We start from the raw sequence: 25,272 nt of genomic DNA on the forward strand, positions 1-25,272 counted from the left end.
GACTCAGAGAGTTGTGAATTTAAAGATTATTGTTTCGTTATATTTTTCGTTGGGATTGAGGCGTGAAGTGGGGAATTTGGGATGGTTGGGGGCATCAGGGAAGTTCTGACATTCGATGGCCACGCCGTCATAGTCGCTGTAGGCGCCTGATGAGATGCTTTCGGGGCAGCCTGCGAGCCAGTTGCCGGTGTAGACCTGCATGCCGGGCTGAGTGGTGGAGATGCGGAGTTCGCGGCCCGAACGGTCGGAGCGCAACACGGCAGTCTCCTGGAGCCGGCCCTTGGAATATCCGTCACACACCCAGCAGTGGTCATAGCCTTTGCCTACTTTGAGGGGGTGGAAGTCGGCGTTGATGTCGCGCCCTATGGCTTTGAATTCTGTGAAGTCCATCGGAGTGTCCCTGACGGGCGCGAGTTCTCCGGTGGGAATCTGGGTGTCGTCGGTGGGCAGATAGCGGGAGGCCTTGAGCCTGAGCTGATGGTCAAGCACTGAGCCTGCATTCTCACCATCGAGGTTGAAATAGGCGTGGTTGGTGAGATTTATGACTGTCGGCGCGTCAGTCTCGGCCTGGAGCTGGAGGGTGAGTTGATTGTCATCGCTCCAGGTGTAGGTTACTTTGACGTCAAGATTGCCTGGGTAGCCTTCTTCGCCGTCGGCAGCGCGATAGGTGAATTCCACACTGTTGCCGTCGGCGCGGCTTTCCCAGATGCGGTTCATGAAGCCTGTCGGACCGCCGTGGAGGGCGTTGGGGCCGTTGTTGACGGCCAGTGTGTAGTCTTTCCCGTCAAGCGAGAAACAGCCGAGGGCTATGCGGTTGGCGAAACGGCCTGGCACTTTGCCGGCGCAGGGGCCGTCGGCGAGATATGATGCGGGGTCCTTGTAACCGAGCGCCACGTTGGCCAGACGGCCTTCGGCGTCGGGAACATTGATTGCCACAATGCCTGCTCCGAGTGACGACAGTGTCACCGAAGCGCCTGATTTATTCGTAAGAGTGTAGAGTGTGATTTCTCCTGCGGGAGAGTTTGCTTTTGAGATCTGGATATTCATGAAATTGGAATTGATGAAGCCGCTGACGGCATGCCCTGAGGGTTGTTTGTCTGTTTCTTTACGGCGGTCTCCGTCAAGGAGAACCACCTATTTATAGTTATTAAATGCAAATATAGTAAATATTCATCGTCCTGCCAATACCGCAATCCCAAAAAACCGGCCCCGGCTGTTAAAAATAGTTCATCCGGCCTCGGTATGGAGCCGGGCCGGATGAGTTGTGATGTGAAGAGGGGTGTTCAGGCTTTTTCCTTGATTGCGTTGCGTAGACGGTCAAGGGCTTCGCGGATCACGGAGCGGGGTGAGGCTACGTTGAGGCGCATGAAGCCGCGGCCCTCGCGGCCGAACATCTCGCCGTCGTTGAGCGCAAGACGTGCGCGGCGCACAAATAGGTCTGTCAGGCCGTCGTGGTCAAGTCCGAGACTGCGGCAGTCAAGCCATACAAGGAAACTGGCTTGCGGGCGCAGTGGCCTGATCTGAGGCATGTTGGCCTTGCAATAGTCAATGACGAAGTCGATGTTGCCCTCGATGTAGCGTAGCATTTCTTGCCTCCATTCCTCGCCCTGGCTGAAGGCCGCTATGGTGGCTATTGGGGCGAAAAGGGTTGGTTCGTTCAGTTCGTTGGCTGTCAGCCAGCTGAAGAAGCGCTGGCGGATCTGCGGGTCGGGCACTATGGCGTAGGAACTGACGATACCTGCTATATTGAAGGTTTTTGACGGGGCGCCGAATGTGATGCTGCAGGCTGCTGCTTCGGGGCTTACGGATGCAAAAGGAATGTGGCGGTTGTCCCAGAGCGCCATGTCGGAGTGGATTTCGTCGGATATGACGAGTATGCCGCGGCGGTGACAGAACGCGGCGAGGCGGCGGAGGGTCTCGCGGTCCCAGGTGATGCCGGCAGGGTTGTGGGGGTTGGAGAGGATGAGCAGACGGCATTTTTCGTCAGCGACTTTTTCGAGATTGTCGAAGTCCATGCTGTAGCTGCCGTCGGGGTTTTCCTTGAGCGGGTTGAAGACCACTTCGCGGCGGTTGCCTTCGGGCGTGAGGCGGAATGGGTGGTAGACCGGGGGCTGGATGATCACTTTCTCATCTTCCCTGACGAAGACGTTGATCACCATGCCGATGCCTTTCACTATGCCGGGTATGTAGGTGATCCAGTCGCGTTCCACCTCCCAGCCGTGATGGTCGGCGATCCAGCGGATCACGGTGGGCCAGTATTCGGCGGGTTCTACGGTGTAGCCGAAAAGTGAGTGGTCGAGTCTCCGGCGCAGGGCGTCGGTGATGAAGCCGGGGGTCTCGAAATCCATGTCGGCCACCCAGAGCGGCAGGAGGTCGGGGTCGCCGTAGCGCTCTTCAAGTACGTCGAATTTCAGTGCTCCGGTGCCTTTGCGGTCAACCGGGCTGTCAAAATTATATTTTCCCATTGTTGAGTATGTGCGTGAAGTCAGAGGGCGTTTTTTACAACCTTTTTTATTTCGGTTATGACTCCTGCAGGGCCTGGCGGATGTCATCGAAGAGGTCGTCGACATCTTCGAGGCCTATTGAGAGGCGGATTGTTGTGTCGAGAATGTCGATGTCGCGGCGTTGCTCGTCGGTGAACGGTCCGAAGATGGTGCTCGCCGGGTGGATGGCGAGAGAGCGGTTGTCGAAGAGGTTGGTGGCGCGGCGTATGAGACGGAGATTGTTGATGAAGCTGAAGCAGGCGTCGCGGTCGGCGAGGTCGATGGTGAGCATTGCGCCGGCTGTGGGACCGAACTGGCTGCGGGCGAGATCATGATAGGGGTTGTCGGGCAGCCCTACATAGTTGACGCGCCTGATGGCCGTAAGTTCGCGGAGGCGTTCAGCGAGGGCCTGGGTATTGGCCGACTGTATGCGGTAGCGGGCGTCGAGATTTTCCAGTCCGAGAGTCTGCATGTAGGCCGCATGAGGGGTCATGTATGCGCCGAGGTTCAGAAGCATTTCCGAACGCATTCGTTTTTCGAAACCCTCGTAGGTGCCGTAGTCGATCACCAGACCGCCTATTGATGTCGCGCCTCCGGAGAGATATTTGGTGCTTGAGACTATCTCGATGTCGACGCCGAGCGCGTGGGAGTCGAATTCTGTGAACGGTATGGCGGTGGTGTCAGCTATAAGCGGAATGTTGTGGCGATGGGCAATCTCGGCCAGCGCGCGGAGATCAGCCACCTCCATCTGCGGATTGGTGATGATTTCGAGATAGATGCAGCAGGAGTTTTCATCGACAGTCTTCTCCACTTCGGCAAGATCGGTCAGGTCGCAGAGGCGGGCTCCTACACCGAAGCGGCTGAGTGTCGAGGTGATCAGCGCGTAAGTGTTGCCGAACATGTGGCGCGATGTGACGATGTTTTTGCCTGCTCCGGCCACGGCCATCAGCGAGTTGCTGATAGCGGCCATCCCGGAGCTGAATGCAATGACATCTTTGGCTCCGGTGAGATCCTTGATCTTGTTTTCGAAATATATGACGGTCGGATTGGTAACTCTCGAATAGTCCGGGGCCGAACTACGGCCGCAGAAAGCATCGGCCATCACGTTGGCGTTGTCAAACTCATAGGCGGCGGTGTGGTAGATCGGCATGCTCAGAGAATTGTAAGCGTCAGGGCTCTGGAAACGTGTGTGGATTGCTCGTGTCTGTTTTTTCATGACATATGTGTGATGAATTTGTCGCAAAGATAAATATAAAAAATGAAAACCCTGCAAACAAAGTTCACTGCGACAGCCGTTACTTTGACACTTTTTGCCATATCGGCAGACGCTATCGCATATCCGGTGGAAAATCATTAGTTTATGTGGAGAAAAATTCGTAACTTTGCACCCCGAAAAATCAGAATCAATCATTCTCGAAGAGTTTATATAAAAAATTAGATGATAGCTGTTAACAATTTAGGAATCCAATTCGGCAAGCGTGTGCTCTTTCAGGACGTGAATCTCAAGTTCACTCCGGGCAACTGCTATGGTATAATCGGTGCGAACGGAGCCGGCAAATCGACTCTTATGCGCATTCTCAGCGATCAGCTTTCGCCCACTCACGGCACTGTGAGCCAGGGTCCAGGCGAGCGCATGAGCGTCCTTGAACAGGACCACTTCAAGTTTGACGACTGCACGGTGATGGAAACCGTGCTCCGCGGTCACACTGTGCTCTGGGATATCATGCAGGAGAAAGACGCTCTCTATGCCAAGGAAGATTTCTCTGATGCCGACGGCATCCGCGCCTCTGAACTGGAGGAGAAATTCGCCGAACTCGAAGGCTGGAATGCAGAAAGCGACGCTGCGGCCCTCCTTAGCGGTCTCGGCATCAAGGAAGACAAGCACTATACTCTCATGCGCGACATGAGCGGTAACGAGAAAGTCCGCGTGCTTCTCGCCAAGGCTCTTTTCGGAAATCCTGACAACCTGCTGCTTGACGAACCTACCAACGACCTTGATCTTGACACCGTGGCATGGCTCGAAGACTATCTTTCGAAATTCGAAAACACTGTGCTTGTGGTCAGCCACGACCGTCACTTCCTTGACTCCGTCTGCACCCACACTCTCGATATCGACTACAACAAACTCACCCTCTTTGCCGGAAACTACAGCTTCTGGTATGAGTCATCACAGCTCGCCCTGCGCCAGCAGCAGCAAGCCAACAAGAAGGCCGAGGAAAAACGCAAGGAACTTCTTGAATTCATCCAGCGCTTCAGCGCCAACGTGGCCAAGTCGAAGCAGACCACCTCGCGCAAGAAAATGCTCGAAAAACTCAATGTCGAGGAGATCCAGCCCTCATCGCGCCGCTATCCCGGCATCATCTTCACCCCCAACCGTGAGCCCGGCAACAAGATTCTTGAAGTCAAGGGCCTCACAGCATCGGTCGATGGCGAGATCCTTTTCAAGGATGTCAATTTCCAGGTGGAGAAGGGCGACAAGATCGCTTTCCTCAGCCACGACCCGCGTGCGATGACTGCCCTCTTTGAGATCATAACCGGCAACCGCAAGGCTGACGAGGGCACCTATGAATGGGGCCAGACTATCACTACCGCCTATCTGCCGCTCGACAACTCTGCCTTCTTCAACTGCGACCTCAACCTCGTTGACTGGCTTTCGCAGTTCTCCAATGACAGCTCAGAGATCTATCTCAAAGGCTTCCTCGGCAAGATGCTGTTCTCAGGCGAGGAGGTGCTCAAGAAAGCATCAGTGCTTTCCGGTGGAGAGAAGATGCGCTGTATGATAGCCCGCATGATGATGGCCGATGCCAACACTCTCGTACTCGACTCGCCAACCAACCATCTTGACCTTGAGTCGATCCAGGCCTTCAACAATACGCTTCAGGCCTTCAAGGGCAATCTGCTTCTGTCAAGCCATGACCATGAGTTTATCCAGACTGTCTGCAACCGCATCATCGAGCTTACTCCAGGCGGTACGATCGACAAGATGATGGACTATGATGACTATATCACCGACGAGAAGGTGCTCGCCGCCCGCGAAAAGCTCTACCCGCAGAAAGCCTGATCATCTCTTCCGCAGGCCGTCACTGACAAAATAGAAAACCCGCAAGCGTGATCTGAATCCGATACACGTTTGCGGGTCTTTTTTTCTGCCTTCATGCAAGGATATGAATTGTTTCCCGGCAAGTCTGTAGATAGCGGTCAGGCAGTAGAAAAAACGCTTCGGACCGCAGTCGGTCCGAAGCGTTTTTTGTGATTTTTATCTGCTGATGCAGGATGTGCTTATTTGCAGATGGCCTGGTGCATTGCCTGGAATGCCTGGGCTATGCCGTCTTTGTCTTTGCCGCCTGCCTGGGCGAATCCGGGCTGGCCGCCGCCGCCACCCTTGATGGCTTTGGCTGCCTCACGTACAATCGCTGAGGCGTTGAGCCCTTCCTTGACAAGGTCATCGGTGAAAGCCACGGTGAGCAGCGGCTTGCCTCCCATGTCGACTGTGGCTGCGATAAACGCAGTCTTTTCAGGTGACTGCTGGCGCACTCCGAAGGCAATTCCTTTGACCACATCGGGCATACGGACACCGGTGATCGACACGAGTCTGATGTCATTGACGGTCTCGGCTTTGGCAATGGCATCGGCTGTGAGGTTGCGGATGCGTTCCTGGAAATATTCTTCGGCCTGCTTGCGCAGTTCGGCATTTTCCTCGATAGACTTGCGGAGAGCCTGGAGCACGTCAGGGGCATTGTGGAGCAGTTCGCCGACTTCACGCATGTTGTCTGAAAGCTGGTCGATCATGTCTTCGGCCACTTCGCCGGTCACTGCCTCGATACGGCGGATGCCGGCGGCGATGCTCGATTCGGAAATGATGCGGATCATGCCGATATTGCCGGTGTTGGGCACGTGGGTGCCGCCGCAGAGTTCTACTGAGTCACCGTATCTTACCACACGCACTTCTTCGCCGTATTTCTCGCCGAAGAGAGCCATTGCGCCCATTTCAAGAGCTTCGGCTATCGGCATGTGGCGGTGTTCGTCAAGCGCGATGGCCTTGCGCACGTTGGCGTTGGCTATACGCTCTGCCTTGCGGAGTTCTTCAGGAGTGACTTTCTGGAAGTGAGAGAAGTCGAAGCGGAGCATTCCGGGCGACACGTAAGAACCTTTCTGTTCCACGTGTGAGCCGAGCACTTCGCGGAGTGCGGCATGGAGCAGGTGGGTGGCGGTGTGGTTACACTCGGTAGCGCGGCGGTTGGCTTCGTTGATGCGTGCGGTGAATTCGGCTTCCACGTTGGCAGGGAGTTTCTTGCTCAGGTGAACTGCCTGGCCGTTTTCGCGCTTGGTGTCGTAGATCTCGATCTTTTCGTCGGCCGATTCGAGCCATCCGCTGTCGCCTACCTGTCCGCCCATTTCGGCATAGAACGGAGTGGTGGAGAGCACTATCTGATAGAACTCCTTGTTTTTCTGAGTCACCTTGCGGTAGCGGAGTATGCGGGTGGGTGCTGAGGTCACATCGTAGCCCACGAATTCGGTTTCGCCTTCGCTGACGGTCACCCAGTCTGTGGCTTCTACAGCAGCTGCGTTGCGGGCACGGGTCTTCTGGGCTTCCATCTCGACGTCGAATTCCTTTTTGTCGAGAGTCATGCCGTTTTCCTTGAGTATCAGTTCGGTGAGGTCGAGCGGGAAGCCGTAGGTGTCATAAAGCACAAAGGCTTCTTTGCCCGAAATCTCGTTCTTGCCCTGCTTGCGGGCGTTTTTGATGGCCTCGTCGAGAATGGCGATACCCTTGTCGAGAGTGCGGAGGAAAGAGTCTTCCTCTTCTTTGATCACCTTCATGATGAGCTCGCGCTGTGCAGCGATTTCGGGGTAGGCTTCGCCCATCGAGTCGATGAGGGTGTTGACAAGCTTGTACATGAACGCCTGCTTCTGGTCGAGGAAGGTGTAGGCATAGCGGACGGCACGGCGCAGGATCCGTCGGATCACATAGCCGGCCTTGGCGTTGCCGGGAAGCTGGCTGTCGGCGATCGAGAATGCGATTGTGCGGACGTGGTCGGCAATCACGCGCATGGCCACGTCGACCTTGGCGTCTTTGCCGTATTCCTTGCCTGAGAGCTGCGCAATGCGGCTGATCAGCGGAGTGAACACGTCTGTGTCATAGTTTGATTTCTTGCCCTGGAGAGCCATGCAGAGACGTTCGAAGCCCATGCCGGTGTCGATCACCTTGGCCGGGAGCGATTCGAGAGAACCATCGGCCTTGCGGTTGAACTGCATGAACACGAGGTTCCAGATTTCGATCACCAGAGGATTGTCTTTGTTGACAAGCGATGCGCCGTCAGTCTGAGCGCGTTCTTCATCGCTGCGGAGGTCGATGTGGATTTCCGAGCAGGGACCGCAGGGGCCTGTGTCACCCATTTCCCAGAAGTTGTCGTGTTTGTTGCCGTTGATGATGTGAGATGCGGGGAGATGCTTTTCCCAATATCCGGCAGCCTCGTCGTCGCGAGAGAGTCCTTCGTCAGGCGCGCCTTCAAACACAGTGGCATAGAGGCGGGCCGGGTCGAGCTTGAGCACGTCCACGAGATATTCCCAGGCCCAGTCTATGGCTTCCTGTTTGAAATAGTCGCCGAACGACCAGTTGCCGAGCATTTCAAACATTGTATGGTGGTAGGTGTCCATGCCCACTTCCTCAAGGTCATTGTGCTTGCCTGAAACGCGGAGGCATTTCTGCGAGTCGGCCACTCGCTGGTATTTCGCGGCTTTATTGCCCAGAATGATGTCTTTGAACTGGTTCATGCCGGCGTTGGTGAACATCAGGGTGGGGTCATCCTTGATCACCATCGGGGCGGAGGGCACGATGTGATGGCCCTTTGAGCGGAAAAACTCTTTGAAAGATTCGCGTATTTCCTTAGCTGTAAGCATAATTTATGGTGGTTTATTTGATATTTTCAGATATTTTCGGGCCTTCCGGCCAAACAACCCGCAAAGATACGAAATTTTTTGGCTTGTCTCCGCATTATCGCACTAAATACGGGCGGGGCGGGTGTAACTTTGTGCGTAAATTTAACCGTACAAGTGTACAACCTCTTATAATGCGCTATGAAAATACCTGCTTCTGCCACAAAGGGCAAAAAATGTGCGGCCGCCCACCGCCTCCCTGTCTCGCAAAAATTTTATAATGAGATTTCAGCCCGCATCAGATCGTCATTCGCATCTGTAAGCCCGTCAGATGCTCTCGCTGAGTCGGCGATATGCTGCGTGGAGTCATATCTGCGCGAGGGTTTGTTGCCCTCCGGCGCGGTGGTTGAATCCGTGCGGCTGATGTTTGCACTGCTTCGGCCGGAGATAGACAAAGCTATGGCCCGTTCGGCGGCGGCCCGCAGGCGCAGGCGCAAGCCGCAGACTGACGCGACTGTCACTGACGGTGCTGAAAATGAGCCGTCGTCTGAGTCGATATCCGATGCCATTCCTGAGTCTGTCAGGGAAATGGCTGGCTCTGATTATGATCCTGAAAAACTTGCAAATATTTTCAAAGCCCTTTCGCGCCCCTTTGATGAAGACGAGGAGGATAAAGACGATGAGGAGGCCGGAGATGCCGCTCCGGCCGTCATGCTCAACCGCCGCCAGCGTCGCCGTCAGGAGCGCCTTCAGCGTAGGGATGCCCGCAGGTTGGCAAAGAGACGATGAAAAAAACATCGGCAGTGCCGGGCTATATATTCGCGGCAAATCACTACTTTTGCGGTAAAGTAAGAAATGTCATGGAAAATATTGAAAAATCGCTGCCCGACTGGGCTTTTCAGATGAACTGTGCCGTTACCGTGTGTGATGCCGACGGAGTGGTGGTCTATATGAATGAAAAGGCACTCGAAACATTTTCGAAACACGGAGATATGCGTGGCCGCAATCTCATTCCGTGTCATAATGAAAAATCAGTAAGCATGATCCGTCATATGCTTGCCACCGGTGAGTCAAACGCATATACGATTACAAAAAACGGTGTCCGGAAGATGATCTACCAGACACCGTGGCGCGTTGAGGGACGGATTGCCGGACTTGTCGAGATCTCGATGGTGATTCCGGCTGAAATGCCCCATTATGACAGAGGCTGAATCTGATCAGTCCTCAAGATAATAGACAATCGTAGAGACTACGCGGACTTTCTTGATGAAGGGAGTCGAGGAGTCGCTGTCGTCAATCGAGAACTGTCCCTGCGATGCAGTCTTGATTTTTCCCACACGGCTGTCGCTGTCGGCTGCAAACTGGTCGGCTGCCGAGCGAGCGTTTTTGGTGGCCTCGGCTATCATTTCAGGCTTTATGGAGTTCAAGCCTGTGAACTGATAGTTGATATAGGAATTGGAGAATGCTATTCCCTCTTTGAGCAGTTCAGACTGGCGGTTGAGCAGCTCGCGCACCTTTGCCACCTTGGTGGTAGTGACGGTCACCGTGCAGTTGATCGAATAGTTGTAGCTGAACGAGTCGGAGCGGTAGCGGTTCGAGGTGGCGTCATAAGCGTCAGGCGGATTGACTGAAATTTCGTCATCGCTGATACCGTTTGAGGTCAGGAATTTCACGATTTTGGCATTGTTGCTGCTGACCTGGTCATAGATGGTCTGAAGATTGTTGCCTGCCAGTGAATAGGTGATGGGCCAGGTGACGAGATTGGCTTCGACCTCACGTTCGGCGAGTCCGCGCACTGTCACTTCGCGGTCGCGGAAAGCGATGTTGTCAATGCCTGCTTTCAGGCAGAAACCGGAAATCACCATGCCGAGGGCTATGATGCCGGCTGAGATAACAGAAGATGATTTCATAAATGCAGATGAGTTAAATGTTAAGTTGATAATATTGATGTTTGAATTTGTGAGGATGGCAAAATTAGCATTATTTGCCGGATCACGCCAATAAAGAATGGAAAAATTTGTAAATTTGTAGTTCGATTTTCCTCTATACTGATTTCAAAATAAACGGACGCGAGGGTTATAAGAAAAAATCCTTGCGCCTGACAACTGATGATATGGCAAAAAAAATAGCTGAGACCCCGCTGATGAAGCAATACATGGAGATGAAGAAGAAACATCCCGATGCCATTCTGCTTTTCAGGGTCGGTGACTTTTATGAGACTTTTTCCGAAGATGCGATAGCCGCGTCAGAAATTCTCGGCATAACCCTTACGCGAAGGGCCAACGGGTCGGCCCAGTATGTGGAGCTTGCCGGATTTCCGCACCACGCTCTTGACACCTATCTGCCGAAACTCGTCAGGGCCGGCAAGCGGGTGGCCATATGCGAGCAGCTGGAAGATCCGAAGACCACAAAGAAGCTTGTCAAGCGCGGCATCACCGAACTGGTCACCCCCGGAGTATCTATCAACGACACTCTGCTTGACCATCGCGAAAACAACTTCCTCGCGGCTCTCAACTTCGGTAAGCAGACCATCGGGGTGGCCTTTCTCGACATTTCGACCGGCGAATTTCTCGCAGCCGAAGGTTCGGCTGACTATATAGAAAAACTTCTCGGCAATTTCGCTCCGAAAGAAGTGCTCGTGGAGCGCGGCAACAAGAAACTGCTGGCCGACAGCTTCCCGGAACACTATCTTGCCTTCGAGCTCGACGACTGGATTTTTACCGAAGACGCCGCAATGGACCGTCTGCTCAAACAGTTCGAGACAAGTTCGCTCAAGGGCTTCGGAATCAACGCCATGCCATCGGCTGTCGTTGCCGCCGGTGCCATTCTCCACTATCTTGACATCACACAGCACACCCACATATCACACATAACCTCGATAGCCCGCGTGGAAGAGGAAAAAGCCGTCAGGCTCGACCGGTTCACAGTGCGGAATCTCGAACTCGTCCAGTCGATGAGCGATGACGGCAAAAGCCTCCTTGACGTGATTGACCGCACTGTAAGCCCTATGGGGGCGCGACTGCTGCGCCGGTGGGTGCTCTTCCCGCTGAAAGACGCGAGAGAGATAAACCGGCGCCTCGATATCGTGGAATATTTCTTCCGGGAGCCTTCAGAGCGTGATGATCTTAAAGACGCTCTCGCCCAGATAGGCGATCTGGAACGCCTGATCGGAAAAGTCTCGGCCGGGCGCGTCAATCCCCGCGAACTGATCCAGATGCACCATGCCCTGTCAATGATCGGGCCTATAAAGGAAATCTGTCTTTCTTCCGGACAGCCCGCACTCGAAAGCATAGGCCGTCAGCTCAATCCCTGCGCCGAAATGGCCGCACGGATAGAGCGCGAGATAGCTCCTGATCCGCCTACGGCCATCAATCGTGGGCCGGTGATCCGCGAAGGGGTCGACAGCGAGCTTGACGAACTGCGCGAGATTGCCTACAAAGGCAAGGACTATCTTCTGCAGCTTCAACAGCGTGAAAGTGCGCTGACCGGAATCCCCTCGCTCAAGGTGGCATATAACAACGTGTTCGGCTATTATATCGAGGTCACCAACACTCATAAAGACAAGGTGCCCCCCGAATGGATCCGCAAGCAGACCCTTGTGAACGCCGAGCGCTATATCACAGAAGAACTCAAGGAGTATGAGGAGAAGATTCTTGGCGCACAGGACAAGATAGCTGTCATCGAGCAGCGCATCTACACCTCTCTGGTCCAGGATCTCTGTGAATACATCCCCGCCATTCTTCTCAATGCCCAGATGGTGGCGCAGCTCGACGTGTTCGGCTCGTTTACACGTGTGGCTCTCGAAAACCGTTACAACCGTCCGGTGGTCGACGATTCTCTTGAACTCTCACTTGTCGAGGGCCGCCACCCCGTGATCGAGAAAGAACTGCCTCCCGGCGAGCCTTATATCACCAACTCGGTCTCCCTGTCGAACAACGGCACGCAGGTGATGATGATCACCGGTCCGAACATGTCAGGTAAATCGGCTCTTCTGCGTCAGACGGCACTGAATGTGCTTCTGGCTCAGATCGGCAGTTTCGTGGCAGCTGACAGCGCGCACATAGGCATTGTCGACAAGATTTTCACCCGTGTGGGCGCGAGCGACAATATCTCGCTCGGAGAGTCGACATTCATGGTCGAGATGAACGAGGCGGCCTCTATTCTCAACAACATGAGCCAGCGGTCGCTGATACTCTTCGACGAGCTCGGACGCGGTACTTCGACCTACGACGGCATTTCGATAGCCTGGGCCATCGTGGAGCATATACACGAACACGGTGGCATCCATCCGAAAACTCTCTTCGCCACCCACTATCACGAGTTGAATGAAATGGAAAAAAGTTTTAACCGGGTGGTCAACTATAATGTATCGGTGCGGGAAATCGACGGCAAGGTTGTCTTTCTCCGCAAACTCGCCCGCGGGGGCAGCGAACACAGCTTCGGTATCCATGTGGCAAAACTCGCCGGCATGCCCCAGACCATTGTCAGGAGGGCCGATGAAGTGCTCCGCCATCTTGAAAAAGTCAACCGCGAGAGCGACGAGCAGGTGAGCCGAAACCTCTCGGCCGTAGCCGATGAGGCTGAAGGAATGCAGCTGTCGTTCTTCCAGCTTGACGATCCGGTGCTTGCCCAGCTCCGCGATGAGATCCTCGATCTCGACATCAACAACCTGACCCCTATGGCGGCTCTCAACAAGCTCCATGACATCCGCACCATCCTCACCGGAAAATAAGGAGTAGGAACGGCACCGGCGTTCAGTCACGATGCAAGCGCATCGCTACATTGCTCCCCATACTTAGACCCCGTTCCCCGGCCATAACAAATATTGGGGGAACGGGGCCTTATTCCATGATCTGCGAGTACTGTAATGAAATTAGGTAATCGCCATTGAGACAATTGTATAGGTGCGGCAGTTATTCAGTCCGGTGTTCGCGGCGGTAGGCTGTGGGGGAGGTTTTGCGGGCGGCTTTGAAGCATTTCCCAAAGTAATTCAGGTCGGAAAATCCGCAGTCGAGGGCTATTTCCTTGATCGGGCGGTCGGTTTCGCTCAGCAGGGTGGCCGCGCGGCTGATGCGGCTTTCTTTGAGGAAGTCGGCCGGCGTCACGCCGAGCAGCGATTTCATCTTACGGTTCAGGCTGCTGCGGCTTGTGGCTGTAGCGGCTGCCATGTCGTCAATTCCGGCATCGGGGTTGCCGAGGTTCTGATTGATGAAGTCCATGACGCGGCCCATGAAGGCCTCATCGGCGGGGCTGAGGGTTGCGGTCGACGGCTGTTGCTGTTGCTGCGGGGCGCTGTCAGGCGGAGTGGAGAGCTCGGCTGATTCGGTGTGGCTGTCGACGAGCCTGAGATAGGCGGCGAGCAGTTCTTTCTGCTTGCGTTTCATCCTGCGGATGTAGACTATGGTCCAAGTGACGCTCACTATGATCAGGAGGATGGCGAGGATGTAAAGCACATAGGCCGCGGGCGTTTCCCAAAAGGTCGGAGTGACGATCAGGGTCAGAGTTCGTGTGTTGTCAAGCCAGTTGCCGGAGCTGTCGGAGGAGCGGACATGCAGGCGATATTCTCCCGGATCCATGTCGAGGAAGGTCACCGAGCGGTTTGTGCCGAGGTTGTTCCAGTCGCTGTCGTCCATCGAGAACTGATATTGCAGATCTTCGGTTGAGCCGTAGTCGAGTGCGGCGAAATTGATAGTGATATTGCGTTCGTCAGGCGAGAGGATGATGCTGTCCGTGCGGGCCGAAATCAGGCTGTCGGGGCGGTTTTGGAGGGCTACGGAGGTGAAGATGACCGGAGGCACGGGGCGCAAGGCTGTGTTCGCACGGTCAAGGTTGACCGAGATCGCTCCGTCTTCAAGTCCCAGAAGCCACCTGTTGTCGCCGAGCCGTAGCGGAGCGGCCTCGCTGAAGTGCATGTGGCGGTGCCAGAATGATGCGGGATAGGTGACGGTGCGGCCTGAAAGCGGATCAAGGGTGTAGATCATCTTGTTACTGACCACGAGAATGTCGTCTGCACTGCCTGTCGGGGCAAGCGAGAGGGCAACGTCAACGGGCATACCGGTGCGCGTGTCGAAGTGGACGAAGCGCGCGCTGTCGGAGTCGGCTGAGATTTCGGGCGGGAGCATGTTGACACCGTCACTTTCAGTTGCGATGAAGAGTCGGCCTTTGGCATCGGGGAGTATGTTCATGACGGCGATGTTGCCGAGTGAGGAGTCGTCGCCGGGACGGCTGACATGCAGGCGGAAAGATGTGCGGTCGAAGCGTTTCTCAGCGGGAAGGCCCACGGTGAGAAATCCGCCGGTGGTGGCGGCGGTGATAAGGCTGTCGCCTATGATGGCGAGCCGGCGCACACGGACGGCATTTTGCGGATAGTCGGCAAATTGACCGAGGTGGATGAATTCCGGGGCAACCGATGTAGGATTCAGGACACAGTCGATGCCTTTGCGCATGGTTGCAAGCCACATGCGGCCCTGACGGTCGAAGATGATGTCATAAATATCGTTGGCCGCGGGTGTCAGGCCCGGTTTCGCCGGATCGTGGCGGAAGTTTGTGACAGAATAAGCGTCGGCTGACTGCGGTGTGAGCCTGAACAGGCCGTCGGGTTTGCTGCCGAACCACATGTTGCCCTGCGGGTCGGCCGACATTGAGTAGATCGGAGATCCGAAGCTGACGAAAGAGTCGTGGAGATGTCCGTCACTGCCGAGATACCTGGGCGCGGCGCTGAGATCAGAGTAGACTGCCACGGCTTTGCTGTCGCTGTAAGAAATCCATATACGCCCTTTCGGATCGCGGACGCAGCCGCGGACAATCGAGGGCTCAGGATGCGCGAGATAGGTGTAGGGGAGTTGGCCGAGGGTCAGGCAGAAGGCGCCGTCGTTGCTGCGCAGCCAGATGTTGCCTCTTGAATCAATGGTACAGCAGGTCAGAGAGCCATCAGGAGCATCGATGCGGGCTATCGTGGAGTAGGGGCCTGCGGCAGAGGGGGCAGAGAGGACCGTGCCGTCGCGGGTGATGAGCCAGGCGGTGCCTGTGGAGTCGGCGCGCGAGTAGAGGAGGTCTTCGTTGCGATAGCCGCCGACATTGCCAAGTTGGCGGGTGTCGGGCGAGTGGTATTTCAATTTCGGACGCTCGTCAGTAAAGGCCGCCGATTCGACCGGGTTGGAATCTGACAGCAGGATATATCGGCCGTCGGCGCATTTCAAGACGGTCCGGCCGTCAGTAGCTGTCTGTATCTGACTGACATCGAAGGCCGTGGCGAGTTTCTTTTCAAGCTGTGAATGAATGTCGGTGAAACGGTGGGTGGAGAGGTTGAAATACAGAATTTTGTCGTCGATACGGCACCACAGACCGCCTGTCGATGCGGGTTTGATGTCGCGGAAGCGTTCGGAGTAGGAGCGTGCCTCGTCGTCGATCTGCGGGCGGATGTGTTCGAATTTGTAGCCGTCAAAGCGGTTCAGACCGTTCCATGTGGCAAACCACAGGACTCCGTCACTGTCTTTGGCAATCTGCTTGACCTGACGCTGCGACAGACCGTCGTATTCATCATAGTGTCTGATATGGCAAAACGGAGTCGCGGCAAAGGCGGCAACTACGGCTGTAAGAATCAGAAAAGTGATGAATGACAGGCTGCGTTTCATATCGCAAATATAATGCTTTTAATCGAATCGGCAGTTTGAAAAGCAACAAAAAACAGAGTGCGATTCCATCAACGGGCCGCACTCTGCTATCGCGTATATGAATGTGTGTTTAAAATACTATCGCTGTTCGATAAATTTTAGAAAATAAGCTTCTCAACTTTGATGCTTCCGTCGCTGCAAAGACGGCGGACGATGTTCAGACCTCTCGCGGGAGCGTTCAGACGGCGACCCTGGAGATCGTAGATCTCGATTATCTCGCCTTGGCCGTTTGCGTCAGCTTCAATTTCGCTGATTCCGGTCACAGAACCGTTGATGACGGCTGCTTTGGGGCTGAGACCGCCGAATTCGTTGACAGCCTGGATTGAATAGCCGCTTTCATTGGCACGGCTGACGGCCGGGTCGACTGTCATTGAAGTTTCAGTTGTGAATCCGATGACTTCATCGCCCTTGGTGATGAGATAGCAGATGGCATAGGGCACGGCATCCCATGAGATCACGCCATTGCTCAGGCCGGCTGAGGGAGTAGCGCAGGATTCGGTCTTGATGACTGGTTCCCAGTTGTCGGATCCGGAGAGGACGTTGCGCACGGTGTACTGTGCCGCCTCTTCGTCAGTGAGCGAGTTTTTGGCTTTGCCGTAGACCTTTTCGCCGTTGTCCATGTAGTAGTATGTGTCGCGGCGCTGTGAGAGATCGAGGGGATTGCCGTTGGCGTCAACAGTGTTCCAGTCGGCCCAGATTGCGGGGAGTCCGCCCATAGTTTCATACCATCCGGTGGCGGGGATCGTCACCTCGGCGCGGGTGTTGAGGAAGACGGTCTTGGGGTAGTTGTGCCAGGGACGGCCGAGCCATACGGAGGTTTCCGAGGGCACACCGGGAGCTGTGATTGTACAGTTGTTGAAGACATAGCCCCATTTTACGTCCGTTCCGTGAGAGGGAGCCACGATGTAGCCGCCGCTCTTGCGGTTGATGTAGAGGATGGTATTGTCAATGAAGATGTCACCGCTGTTGTAGATGAAGTCTACAGCACCTTCGATGAATGAATTGCGGACATAAGCGCGGTAAGCTGAGGTTGACGGAGTGATCCAGGTGTCCTGATAGGAGAGCATGGCTACGTTGTTGAAGATGGTGCGGTCGCCGGTGGTGTTGAGGGCGAGAGCCTGAGGACCTTCTTGACGTTCGTGGCCGTAGGAGTTTTCGAGAGTGATGTTTTCGAATAAACAGTCGTTGGAATTCACGACTACGGTGGCACCTACGCTTACATGGAGGGCATTGTCACCGCCGCAAAGCTTGTCGTCGAGGATGACGGTTTTGTCACGGTCCTGGCCGATGATGTGGAGCATGGGCTTGGATGCGGGGATGTCGACGTGTTCGTTGTAGTTACCGTTTTTGACGAAGATGAGCCAGGGTTTCACGCGGTTGGCGGGAGCGGCATCGATGGCATCCTGGACGGTTGCGTAGTCACCGCTGCCGTCTTGGGCTACGATAGCGTCAAAGAGACGTGCTTCGGGCTGTGAGCGCTCCATTGTGGTGAATGTCAGAGTGGTGCCTGCGAAGGCGTTGCCGCTGCGGTCGGTGATGGCTCCGGCGGGAACGGTGAACGTATAGGTGGTGTTGTAGTCAAGACTGTTGTAGTTGTAGACGATGCTCTTGCCGCTGAGGGTAGGAGCGATGGTCTCGCCGTTGAGAGTGGCGTTGCCGGTGCCGGTCAGGACTTTTTCGTTGAAAGTAAGGATGATTGAACCGGTTGCGGAAGCTCCGTCAGCTCCGTCGGCGGGGATGGTGCTTACGAGTATGGGGGGAACATCATCGTTGGCGCTTTCGCGGTCGGCGAGGATGTAGAGTTCGGCGATGCTGAGACCGTCATTGTCGCTGGTGTTGCCGACGAGCGGAGAGGTGCGGTCAGGCATGAAGCGGATCCAGACGCGTTGCTGTCCGGCAGCTTCGGCGGGGAGGTTGAACTCGTTGGAAGTCCAGCCTGATTTGAGGTTGTAGGTGCCGAATGGGTTGAAGTTCTGGCCGTCGGTGCTGTACTGTGCGTTGATGACGGTATAGGAATTGTAGGAGATGCCGAGGGCGGCAGAGAGGACGAGGTTGGTGTAGCCTACGGACGAGAATGACACTTCAAAGTAGTTCTGCTCCGAGAGGTTTTTCCAGATGCGTGCACCCCATTTGCCATTTTCAGCGCCGTTGCCGACACCGCGTGTGAGCCAAGAAGTGGTCTTGCCTTCGGGGTTGCGGAGGCTGAGCAGGCCGGCGTTGTCGCTTTCGGCTTTGTAGTCAGCGGCGCGCTCGCTTGCAGGCTGGTCGAAATAGAAGTCCCATCCGACAATGTAGTCGTCGGCCGAGAACACGGCGGTGAGGTTTTTCTCGCCGTCCATGCGGATTTCACGCGAGGGAGCCGTGGTGTTGTCTTCCCAGTTGTTGAAGGTCAGGATGCGGTTGTTGACAGTGGTGAGCCGGACATCGGTGCCCTCTTCGTAGTAGTGGACGCCATCAACTACGTTGCCTTCCGGGGCGAAAAGCACCTGATTGACATTGGCACCGCCCTCGATTTTGAGGTTGAGGGGGTAGACGTTATTTTGATCGAAATTGGCGGTCAACTCAGTGTTTTCGCTGATTTCAAACGAGTAGGGGTTGGCAGTTGAGACTGTCTTTCCGGAGGCATCGGTCCAAGAGGTGAAGTGATAGCCGAAGTTTTCAGTGACAGAGACCGTGAGGGCGGTTCCGGCATCGAATTCAGCTCCGCCGGGGGTGCAGGAGATGGTTCCGGCTGCGTGGATAGCGGATTTCAGGCTGAGAGTGTAGGAGGGAACTTCTTCGATCGCACCGCTGATTTTGCCTGAGAGTCTGATGTTTTGGAAAGCATATTGTTTGCTTGCATCAAGGTCCTTGATGTAGATTCTGATAAGGACAGGCCCGTCAGTGGCAGGCAATGAACTGAGATCGTATTCGCAGAGCGAGTAGTAGGGCTCGTTTTTGACGAGTGCGGGAGTGATATTGGTGGCGACAAGAGACTCGGAGCCGTCAACCGTCACGCCAACGTCAAATTTGCCGCCGTTGGTGCCTACGCGGCTTGCCTGAAATGATAATTTTCCGGGCTGGAATTTCAGACCCTTTTTGGGACGGATGATGAATGAAAGAGCGTTGGCTTCATCATTTGCCGTGTTTTTGCCGACAACGGGTTCGACCATCGTTGCCGAGATGCCGCCATCGGTACGGACACCCTTGATCAACAGGTTACTGCCGATCGAGAGACTTGCAACCGAGGTTGTGCCGTCAAGCGAGGCAACTGCGTTGAGATCGCTTGCAGGGCCCTTGTCGAAAGGCCATGAGTAATCTATGTCAGAGTCGACTGTGGTGGCGCCGGCTTCCTCGGCGGCGGTCACTGTGAAATAGTCGAGATTCCAGTTGGTTGTGCCTACTGTGGGGAGCAGACGGACGATGACATTGTCTTTGTTGTTGGCTGAGATTGATACGCTTGCTTTGTTATATATGTACCAGGCCGCGCTCGTGTCGTTCGTGCCGCCGTCGAACCATGAATTGCCTCCGTCGACTGACATGATGAGCTTGACGGGAGTTACAACATTGTTGCCCGGAGCCATTGCATAGTCGATGCTGATGCCCTTGTAGCCTTTGGTCGGGAAAGAGAATTCAAAGTAGGCTTTATGCTGCGAGGGATCGGTGTAGTCAGAGCAGTTATTTTCAGCAGAGCTGTTGTCGATGCGGAAAACGTAGTTCTGATAACCTTCGCAGAGCTGCCAGTAGCGGTTTTCGCTGTAAGCCGACATAGAGTAATCGGCTGAATTGCCTACGGCTTCGTCAGGACGCAAGACTGGGACTTGGTCTTTGAACCAGTAGTGGCCGATGGCAGCCCAGGCATTTCCGTTGGGAGTGTAAATTTGCTGAAGGCCTTCGCCTGCGGCTTTGTCATAGCCACCGTCGAAAGTCCAAGAGGCGAGCGTGGTCTGAGCAGAAACGCCCGCGACGGTTCCGGCAGCTATAAGGGCCGCAAGAGCCAATTTCTTTAAATAGTTGGATGACATGGAATAAGGTATAGATTTGGTTATGATGCGTATCAGAGGATCACTTTTTCGGTTTTGACAGAGCCGTCGGAGTAAAGGCTGCGGGCAATGTAGAATCCTGACGAGGGATTACTGACACGGCAGCCCTGAAGAGTGTAGTAGCTCGTCTCGACAATTGTGCGGTCGCCCTCGATTTCAGCTATGCCGGATTCGCCGGAGGCAGTGGCCCAGCCGTGGAAGCGGATGTCGGAAAGGCAGATGGTCTTTCCGGTGGCTGCGGAGTTGTACCAGGGGTAGAAACGCAGACGGAGCGACTTGCCGCCTTCAAGCGAGATGATGGGGCGGACGGTGCCGTCGAGCATAGTGTTGGCGGGCATACTTTTCTTTTCATAGATGAGTTTGGTGTCGGAAAAATCATCTTCGGTAGAATAGTAGACGTGGACACACATTCCGTTGCCGCCGCAGCCACACATGTAGTAGCTGATTTCGTCGATGTTGAGTGTGGTTTCAGGCATGGCTGTGATGCCGAATTCGATGTAGCGGGTAGAGACCTCGTCGATTTCGCCGGCGGGCCAACTGTCGCCCTGAATGACATTGCGCTGAGTCTTGCGCGAGGCCTCGAAGCCGGTGCCTTCGGGCCAGACGGTGTTGGCGTTGGGGTTGGAGTATTTCTGCAAAGTCATGCCTACCCATGATTCCGGTATGACGGTGGCGGGTCCTGAAAGAGTGTAGCTGTCATCTTTTTCAAGGCGCCAGTAGGCGGTGACTTCGGTGCCACCTGAGAGCTGGACGGCAGAGGCGGTGACGGGGATCTCTGTGGACTTGCCTCCGGCGCTGACAATGATTTTCGCATCGTTGTTGTCAGATTCAAGAGTCATGCGGACAGAGAAGCGCCTGATGATGGTGCCGCCTTCGTAACTGACGCTTGCACTTTTGCTCCATTCGGTCAGATCGGTCGAGACTTCGGCATTGCCTTCGGCTGTGACGGTGAGCTGACCGGCTGCGGGAGTGAGGTCAAAGGCTGTCACCATGAGTTCCTTGGTCAGAGTCTGACCTACATAGCCCCGGCCGAGGTCGGCGGCAGAGGGGCTGACGCTGAGGTCGGAGGTGAGACGGATGTGCTCGGACATGACACCGGCTTCACGGCAAAGGCCTGCGAAGCGGCGGGCGATCAGGGCGGCACCTACGGCGCTGAGGTGGGTGGAGCCGTCGCCGTCACTGAGAATCGAATGGCAGTCAGAGTCGCCGTAGCTGAGATAGAGGTCGGCTGTGGCGGTAGTGAGGTCAATGAAGGGAACGTTCATCTCGTTGGCAACCTGCTCCATCTGCCAGACATAGTCCATAGAATTGTCAGATGCAGCTACTTTCTGAGAGGTTAAAACGCCGCTTGAGGTCAGTTTCGAGAAATTGTCACCGAGGTCGTGGCGGCCGTTGCGGCGGATGTCGTTGCCGGAGAAGTACATGCGGCAGATCGGGCCGACAAGGATAGGGATGCAGCCGGCATCGCGCGTCTCGGTGACGTATTTGCGGAGATATTCTTTATATGTGGTCGAGGGGTTGGTGCCACGGTAGTCTGTTGCGGCAGCCTGAGCGTCATCGCCGATGGATTTGTAGTAGGCAATCAGTTCGTCGCCGTCCATGCCCTGCGTCTTTTCATCGTTGTGAGCGAACTGGATGAGGACGTAGTCGCCGGGCGACATCTGAGTCTTGACAGAGGTCCAGAAGGCGGCTTCCTTATAGAAACTTTTGCTTGAAGCGCCGTTTTTGCCGCGGTTGTTTACTTCGATTCCATCGAGGAACTGTTGGAGATACTGACACCACCCTCTGGTGATGGTGGCCGATTCGTCGTAGTTGGCCATAGTGCTGTCACCGATGGTGTGGACCTTTTTCGCAGCATCGGCCGACTGAGATCCTCCAAAGATCAGGGCGGCTGCCGCGAGCAGGGATGCAAAATTTTTCATGGACTTATTGAGTTTGAGATATTGATTTGTGATGCAAAAAATGTGCAATTGTAATAGTGCAAAATTATCTCAAACTGACCTCAAAGGAGGGTAAAAAAGATTCAAAGCAGTGGTGATAAAAGGTAAAATCGTGTCAAAAGCATTGATTTTTAGCTCTTGACACGATTTTACGGTTTGATGTAGCCTGTAAGGCGAAACTTTTCTGCTTTGTCAGGAAAAATTTATCAGTTCCTGCGACCGGGACCGCCGCCGGGTCCTCTGCCGGGCCAACCGCCGTGGCCTCTCATGAAATCGCCTCCGCCTGCGGCCGAAGGTTCGTTGCCTTTGCCGAAGGTGTTGAAGCGGTAGCTCAGAGTCACCATGAAGTAGCGGGTGAGTGAGTTGTAGCGGGTGTCATCGATATAGTTGGCGGTGACGTTGCGGCGGATGTTGTTGCGCTGGTTGAGAAGGTCATAGACTTTCACGGCGAGAGTCAGAGCCTTGTTGCGCAGGAACTGCTGGGAGATGGTGGCGTTCCACATCCATGTGCGTGTGTCGTAGCCGGCGGCATAGCCTGAGGTGGCCGAGTAGTTGATGTCGGACTGCAGGGTGAGTCCCCAGGGAGTGTAGTAGGTGCCGTCGAAGCGTCCGCCGTAGGTGTGTACTGTCTGGTCGGCGTTTTTCTGAACACTATTGAAGGTGGTTTCCATTGAATAGCGCGGGCGCAGTTCGAGTTCGAAATGATCGGGTCGGAAAGTGATGCCCGGACTCTCGTTGATTCTAAAGGAGAGCGAGGCGTTGCGCTGGCCGTTGTTGAAACCTACCGAGCGGTTTGCGTTGACGAAGACGTGGTTTGAGAGGCTCCATTTCTTGTTGCGCAGGGGCATGGAGAACATGTTCATCACGCGGCCGCTCCAGACACCGTTGACGTTGGCATAGGTTGTTTCGCGTGTACCGTCATCCTTGATGAGCGATTTGGAGATTATGGAGTTCTGTGTCATCTGGAAGTCGCCCATGAGCATGATGCTTCGCTGCGATTCGGTGTTGAAATCCTGGAAGCGGATGTTGACGTTGTGGGTGAACGATGGGTCGAGGTTTGGGTTACCCTGGATGATGTTGGTCGGGTTGGAGATGTCGGCCACGGGCTGCAGCTGGGCCATAGAGGGCTGTGATGAGCGTCCGCGGTAGTTGAGCTGGATGGATCGGCGCTTGCTGAATTTGTAGCGGTAGCGCAGGAAGGGGGCGTAGTTCCACACCCAGCGGTCTATGTTTTTGTCGGAGTTGTCGAGGTAGATCGACTTTGACATCTGCGGCACCAGTGAGAGGCCTGCTTCGAGAGTTGAGTTTTTGGTGACTTTCTTGTAGCCGAGACGGATGTTCTGGTTGAAGGAGTTGTTGCGGTAGCGGTTTGAGTAGTCCGGATCGGGTTCGATTGTGGTCAGGGTGCCGTCGGGGTTGAGGGTTACGGGGGGCATGATGTCACCATATTCGTAGTCATCAGGGATGTTGTAGACGAGTTTGTCGGCGTTGTTCCAGCGGTAGTTCATGCGGTAGCTGAAGGTGAGGAAGTTGCCGTTGCTGACGTTGCCGAGCGGTTCGGTCCAGGTGAACTGGCCCATCACCTGGTTGCTCCAGGTGTGGTTGTCGTTGTACTGGTCGAGGAGGTCTGATGTGTCCTGGGAGTTGTCGGCGTCTTCGTCCATGATATATCGGATGAAGTCGTTGACCGATGTGCCGGTCTCGATTACGTTTGAGTATTTGTATTGTCCGGAGATCGAGAACGCGCGTCCGCGGTGGCGCTTGAAGTTGTGGGAGTATATGAGGCGTCCTCCGAATTCATATGAATCGCCGTCGCTGCTGCTGCGGGCATTGTTTTTACTTGCCTGCACCATCGAGGAGTTGAAGTAGTCTGTCAGCTCGTGGTCTTCAGATTTGTTGAAGTTGAGCGAGAAGTTGGGGCGGAATTCGAGGGTGTTGAATGAGTCTGGTTTCCAAAGCACACGGAAGTCACCGCGGAAGTTGTTGCCTCGGTCGCGGACGGATTTGTTGATTTTCGAATATGTGGAGTAGTCTTCGAAAAGATACTGGCGTTCCTGTCTGGTGATGGTCTTTGCATCGGTGTTGCTCCACATGATGTCGCCGCCTACGCGGATGATCTCTTCCTTGCCCACGTTGAAGTTCAGGCCGAGTGCTCGCGATTCGGTGATGCCGTTGTTGCCTCCGAAGCGGCGGAAGCGGCTGCCGTTGCTGTCAGTGAAGCCTATCTGGTTGGTGTTGTTGAAGTTGCCGAGGAGTGTTACCTGGTTTCCGTTCCAGAAACGGTTGAGGTTGAAGGAGCCGGTGTAGCGGTCATCGGTTCCGTAGCCGGCTTCGGCGGTGCCGAACCAACCCTGGTTCATGTCTTGTTTGAATGTGAGGTTGATGACAGTCTCGTCTTCTCCGTCATCGACTCCTGTGAGCCGGGCCATATCGCTTTTTCGGTCAACTACCTGGAGTTTGTCGATGAGGTTGGCGGGAAGGTTTTTGGAAGCTACCTGGGGATCGTCGCTGAAAAATTCCTTTCCGTTGACAAGGAATTTGCTGATGGTTTTTCCGTTGGCTGTGATTGATCCGTCGGTGCCGACCTCTACGCCGGGAAGGCGTTTGAGAAGGTCTTCAACCACGGCGTTTGGCTGTGTGTGGTATGAGTCGGCGTTGTATTCAACGGTGTCTTCCATCACTTTGATGGGGGTCTTTACGGCTACCACGCTGACTTCGCCGAGCATGTGGGAGGATTCTTTGATGCCGAGCACTCCGAGGCGGAGGTTAGAGGCTCCGACGGTGACAGGTTTTTCGAGGTCGGCATATCCGATGTAGCTTACGGTGAGAATATATTTTCCGGCTTTTATGCTTGAGAGTGTGAATTTGCCGTCGATGTCTGTTGTTGTTCCGGCTATGAAAGTGCTGTCTTTTGCAGCAACGAGTTTGATGGCTGCTTCAAGGAGCGGTTCCTGTGTGTCGAGATCTTTCACTATGCCGGTGATGTTTGCGGCTAAGGAGGTGGTGAATGAAATCAGAAGGATGGTGAACAGCAATGTTAAACGGTTGAAACGTGTCATTCTTTTCAGTTCTCTTTTTCAGTTCTGTTGGTTGGTGGATTATTGTTGACTGTCAATTCTGACCGTAAAATTACTCAAAAGTTTAATCGGGCGGAGGCTCTTATCTACCTACAGGGTGCTTTAGACGATGAATCGGGGAAAAAGCCGGAGTTGTTAAAATGTGTTATCTGCCGGTGTCTGCCTGACGGTGATTTTCAGAAGAAATCAGGCGGCCCTAT

Annotated in this window: 13 protein-coding genes; 4 read left to right on the plus strand and 9 right to left on the minus strand. The window is 54.7% G+C overall.

The window, feature by feature from the left end; all coding sequences use genetic code 11:
* Positions 1-3: 3 nt before the first annotated feature.
* The 3 genes from FDZ78_RS10550 to FDZ78_RS10560 form a co-directional block, all read right to left on the minus strand.
* Positions 4-1,134 (minus strand): aldose epimerase family protein, encoded by a 1,131-nt coding sequence (locus tag FDZ78_RS10550; protein ID WP_240743514.1) that lies wholly within the window; start codon positions 1,132-1,134, stop codon positions 4-6.
* A gap of 149 nt (positions 1,135-1,283) precedes the next feature.
* A complete protein-coding gene (locus FDZ78_RS10555) occupies positions 1,284-2,465 on the minus strand; it encodes a MalY/PatB family protein (RefSeq protein ID WP_123398330.1) in 1,182 nt (393 codons plus the stop codon).
* Positions 2,466-2,520: 55 nt separating this feature from the next.
* On the minus strand, positions 2,521-3,699 hold the full coding sequence (locus FDZ78_RS10560) for a PLP-dependent aspartate aminotransferase family protein (protein WP_124075758.1): 1,179 nt from the start codon (positions 3,697-3,699) through the stop codon (positions 2,521-2,523).
* Positions 3,700-3,921: 222 nt separating this feature from the next.
* Between FDZ78_RS10560 and FDZ78_RS10565 the strand changes: the two genes are divergently transcribed.
* Positions 3,922-5,544 carry an ABC-F family ATP-binding cassette domain-containing protein gene (locus FDZ78_RS10565; protein ID WP_136408522.1) on the plus strand — a complete coding sequence of 541 codons (1,623 nt, stop codon included), beginning with the start codon at positions 3,922-3,924 and terminating at the stop codon, positions 5,542-5,544.
* A 218-nt stretch (positions 5,545-5,762) separates the two neighbouring features.
* Here the strand turns inward: FDZ78_RS10565 and alaS are convergent, their stop codons facing one another.
* A complete protein-coding gene (alaS, locus tag FDZ78_RS10570; RefSeq protein WP_123398332.1) occupies positions 5,763-8,384 on the minus strand; it encodes an alanine--tRNA ligase in 2,622 nt (873 codons plus the stop codon).
* Between the two features lie 177 nt (positions 8,385-8,561).
* Between alaS and FDZ78_RS10575 the strand changes: the two genes are divergently transcribed.
* Together FDZ78_RS10575 and FDZ78_RS10580 are read left to right on the plus strand one after the other, a co-directional pair.
* Positions 8,562-9,149, plus strand: a complete 588-nt coding sequence (locus FDZ78_RS10575; RefSeq protein ID WP_136408523.1) for a hypothetical protein — start codon at positions 8,562-8,564, stop codon at positions 9,147-9,149.
* Positions 9,150-9,220: 71 nt separating this feature from the next.
* A complete protein-coding gene (locus tag FDZ78_RS10580; RefSeq protein ID WP_205743428.1) occupies positions 9,221-9,571 on the plus strand; it encodes a PAS sensor protein in 351 nt (116 codons plus the stop codon).
* A gap of 6 nt (positions 9,572-9,577) precedes the next feature.
* Here FDZ78_RS10580 and FDZ78_RS10585 read toward each other — a convergent pair whose 3' ends face one another.
* Positions 9,578-10,270 carry an SIMPL domain-containing protein gene (locus FDZ78_RS10585; RefSeq protein ID WP_107031966.1) on the minus strand — a complete coding sequence of 231 codons (693 nt, stop codon included), beginning with the start codon at positions 10,268-10,270 and terminating at the stop codon, positions 9,578-9,580.
* Between the two features lie 203 nt (positions 10,271-10,473).
* On the opposite strand from FDZ78_RS10585, the gene mutS reads away from it, so the two are divergent.
* Entirely contained in the window at positions 10,474-13,092 is a 2,619-nt protein-coding gene (gene mutS / locus FDZ78_RS10590) for a DNA mismatch repair protein MutS (protein ID WP_136408524.1), read from the plus strand.
* Between the two features lie 181 nt (positions 13,093-13,273).
* On the opposite strand, the gene FDZ78_RS10595 is transcribed toward mutS, so the two are convergent.
* From FDZ78_RS10595 to FDZ78_RS10610, 4 genes are all read right to left on the minus strand, one after another.
* Positions 13,274-15,994 (minus strand): two-component regulator propeller domain-containing protein, encoded by a 2,721-nt coding sequence (locus FDZ78_RS10595; protein ID WP_136408525.1) that lies wholly within the window; start codon positions 15,992-15,994, stop codon positions 13,274-13,276.
* 137 nt (positions 15,995-16,131) lie between these two features.
* The gene (locus FDZ78_RS10600; protein WP_136408526.1) at positions 16,132-20,037 is read right to left on the minus strand and encodes a pectinesterase family protein; all 3,906 of its coding nucleotides are present in this window, start codon (positions 20,035-20,037) and stop codon (positions 16,132-16,134) included.
* Positions 20,038-20,069: 32 nt separating this feature from the next.
* Positions 20,070-21,977, minus strand: coding sequence for a GDSL-type esterase/lipase family protein (locus FDZ78_RS10605; RefSeq protein WP_107031963.1), 1,908 nt, complete (start codon positions 21,975-21,977; stop codon positions 20,070-20,072).
* A 224-nt stretch (positions 21,978-22,201) separates the two neighbouring features.
* Positions 22,202-25,054: a TonB-dependent receptor gene (locus tag FDZ78_RS10610; protein ID WP_136408527.1), complete on the minus strand. Its 2,853-nt coding sequence runs from the start codon at positions 25,052-25,054 to the stop codon at positions 22,202-22,204.
* Positions 25,055-25,272: the final 218 nt, after the last annotated feature.

The organism is Duncaniella sp. B8, assembly GCF_005304985.1.
GTDB lineage: Bacteria > Bacteroidota > Bacteroidia > Bacteroidales > Muribaculaceae > Duncaniella > Duncaniella muris.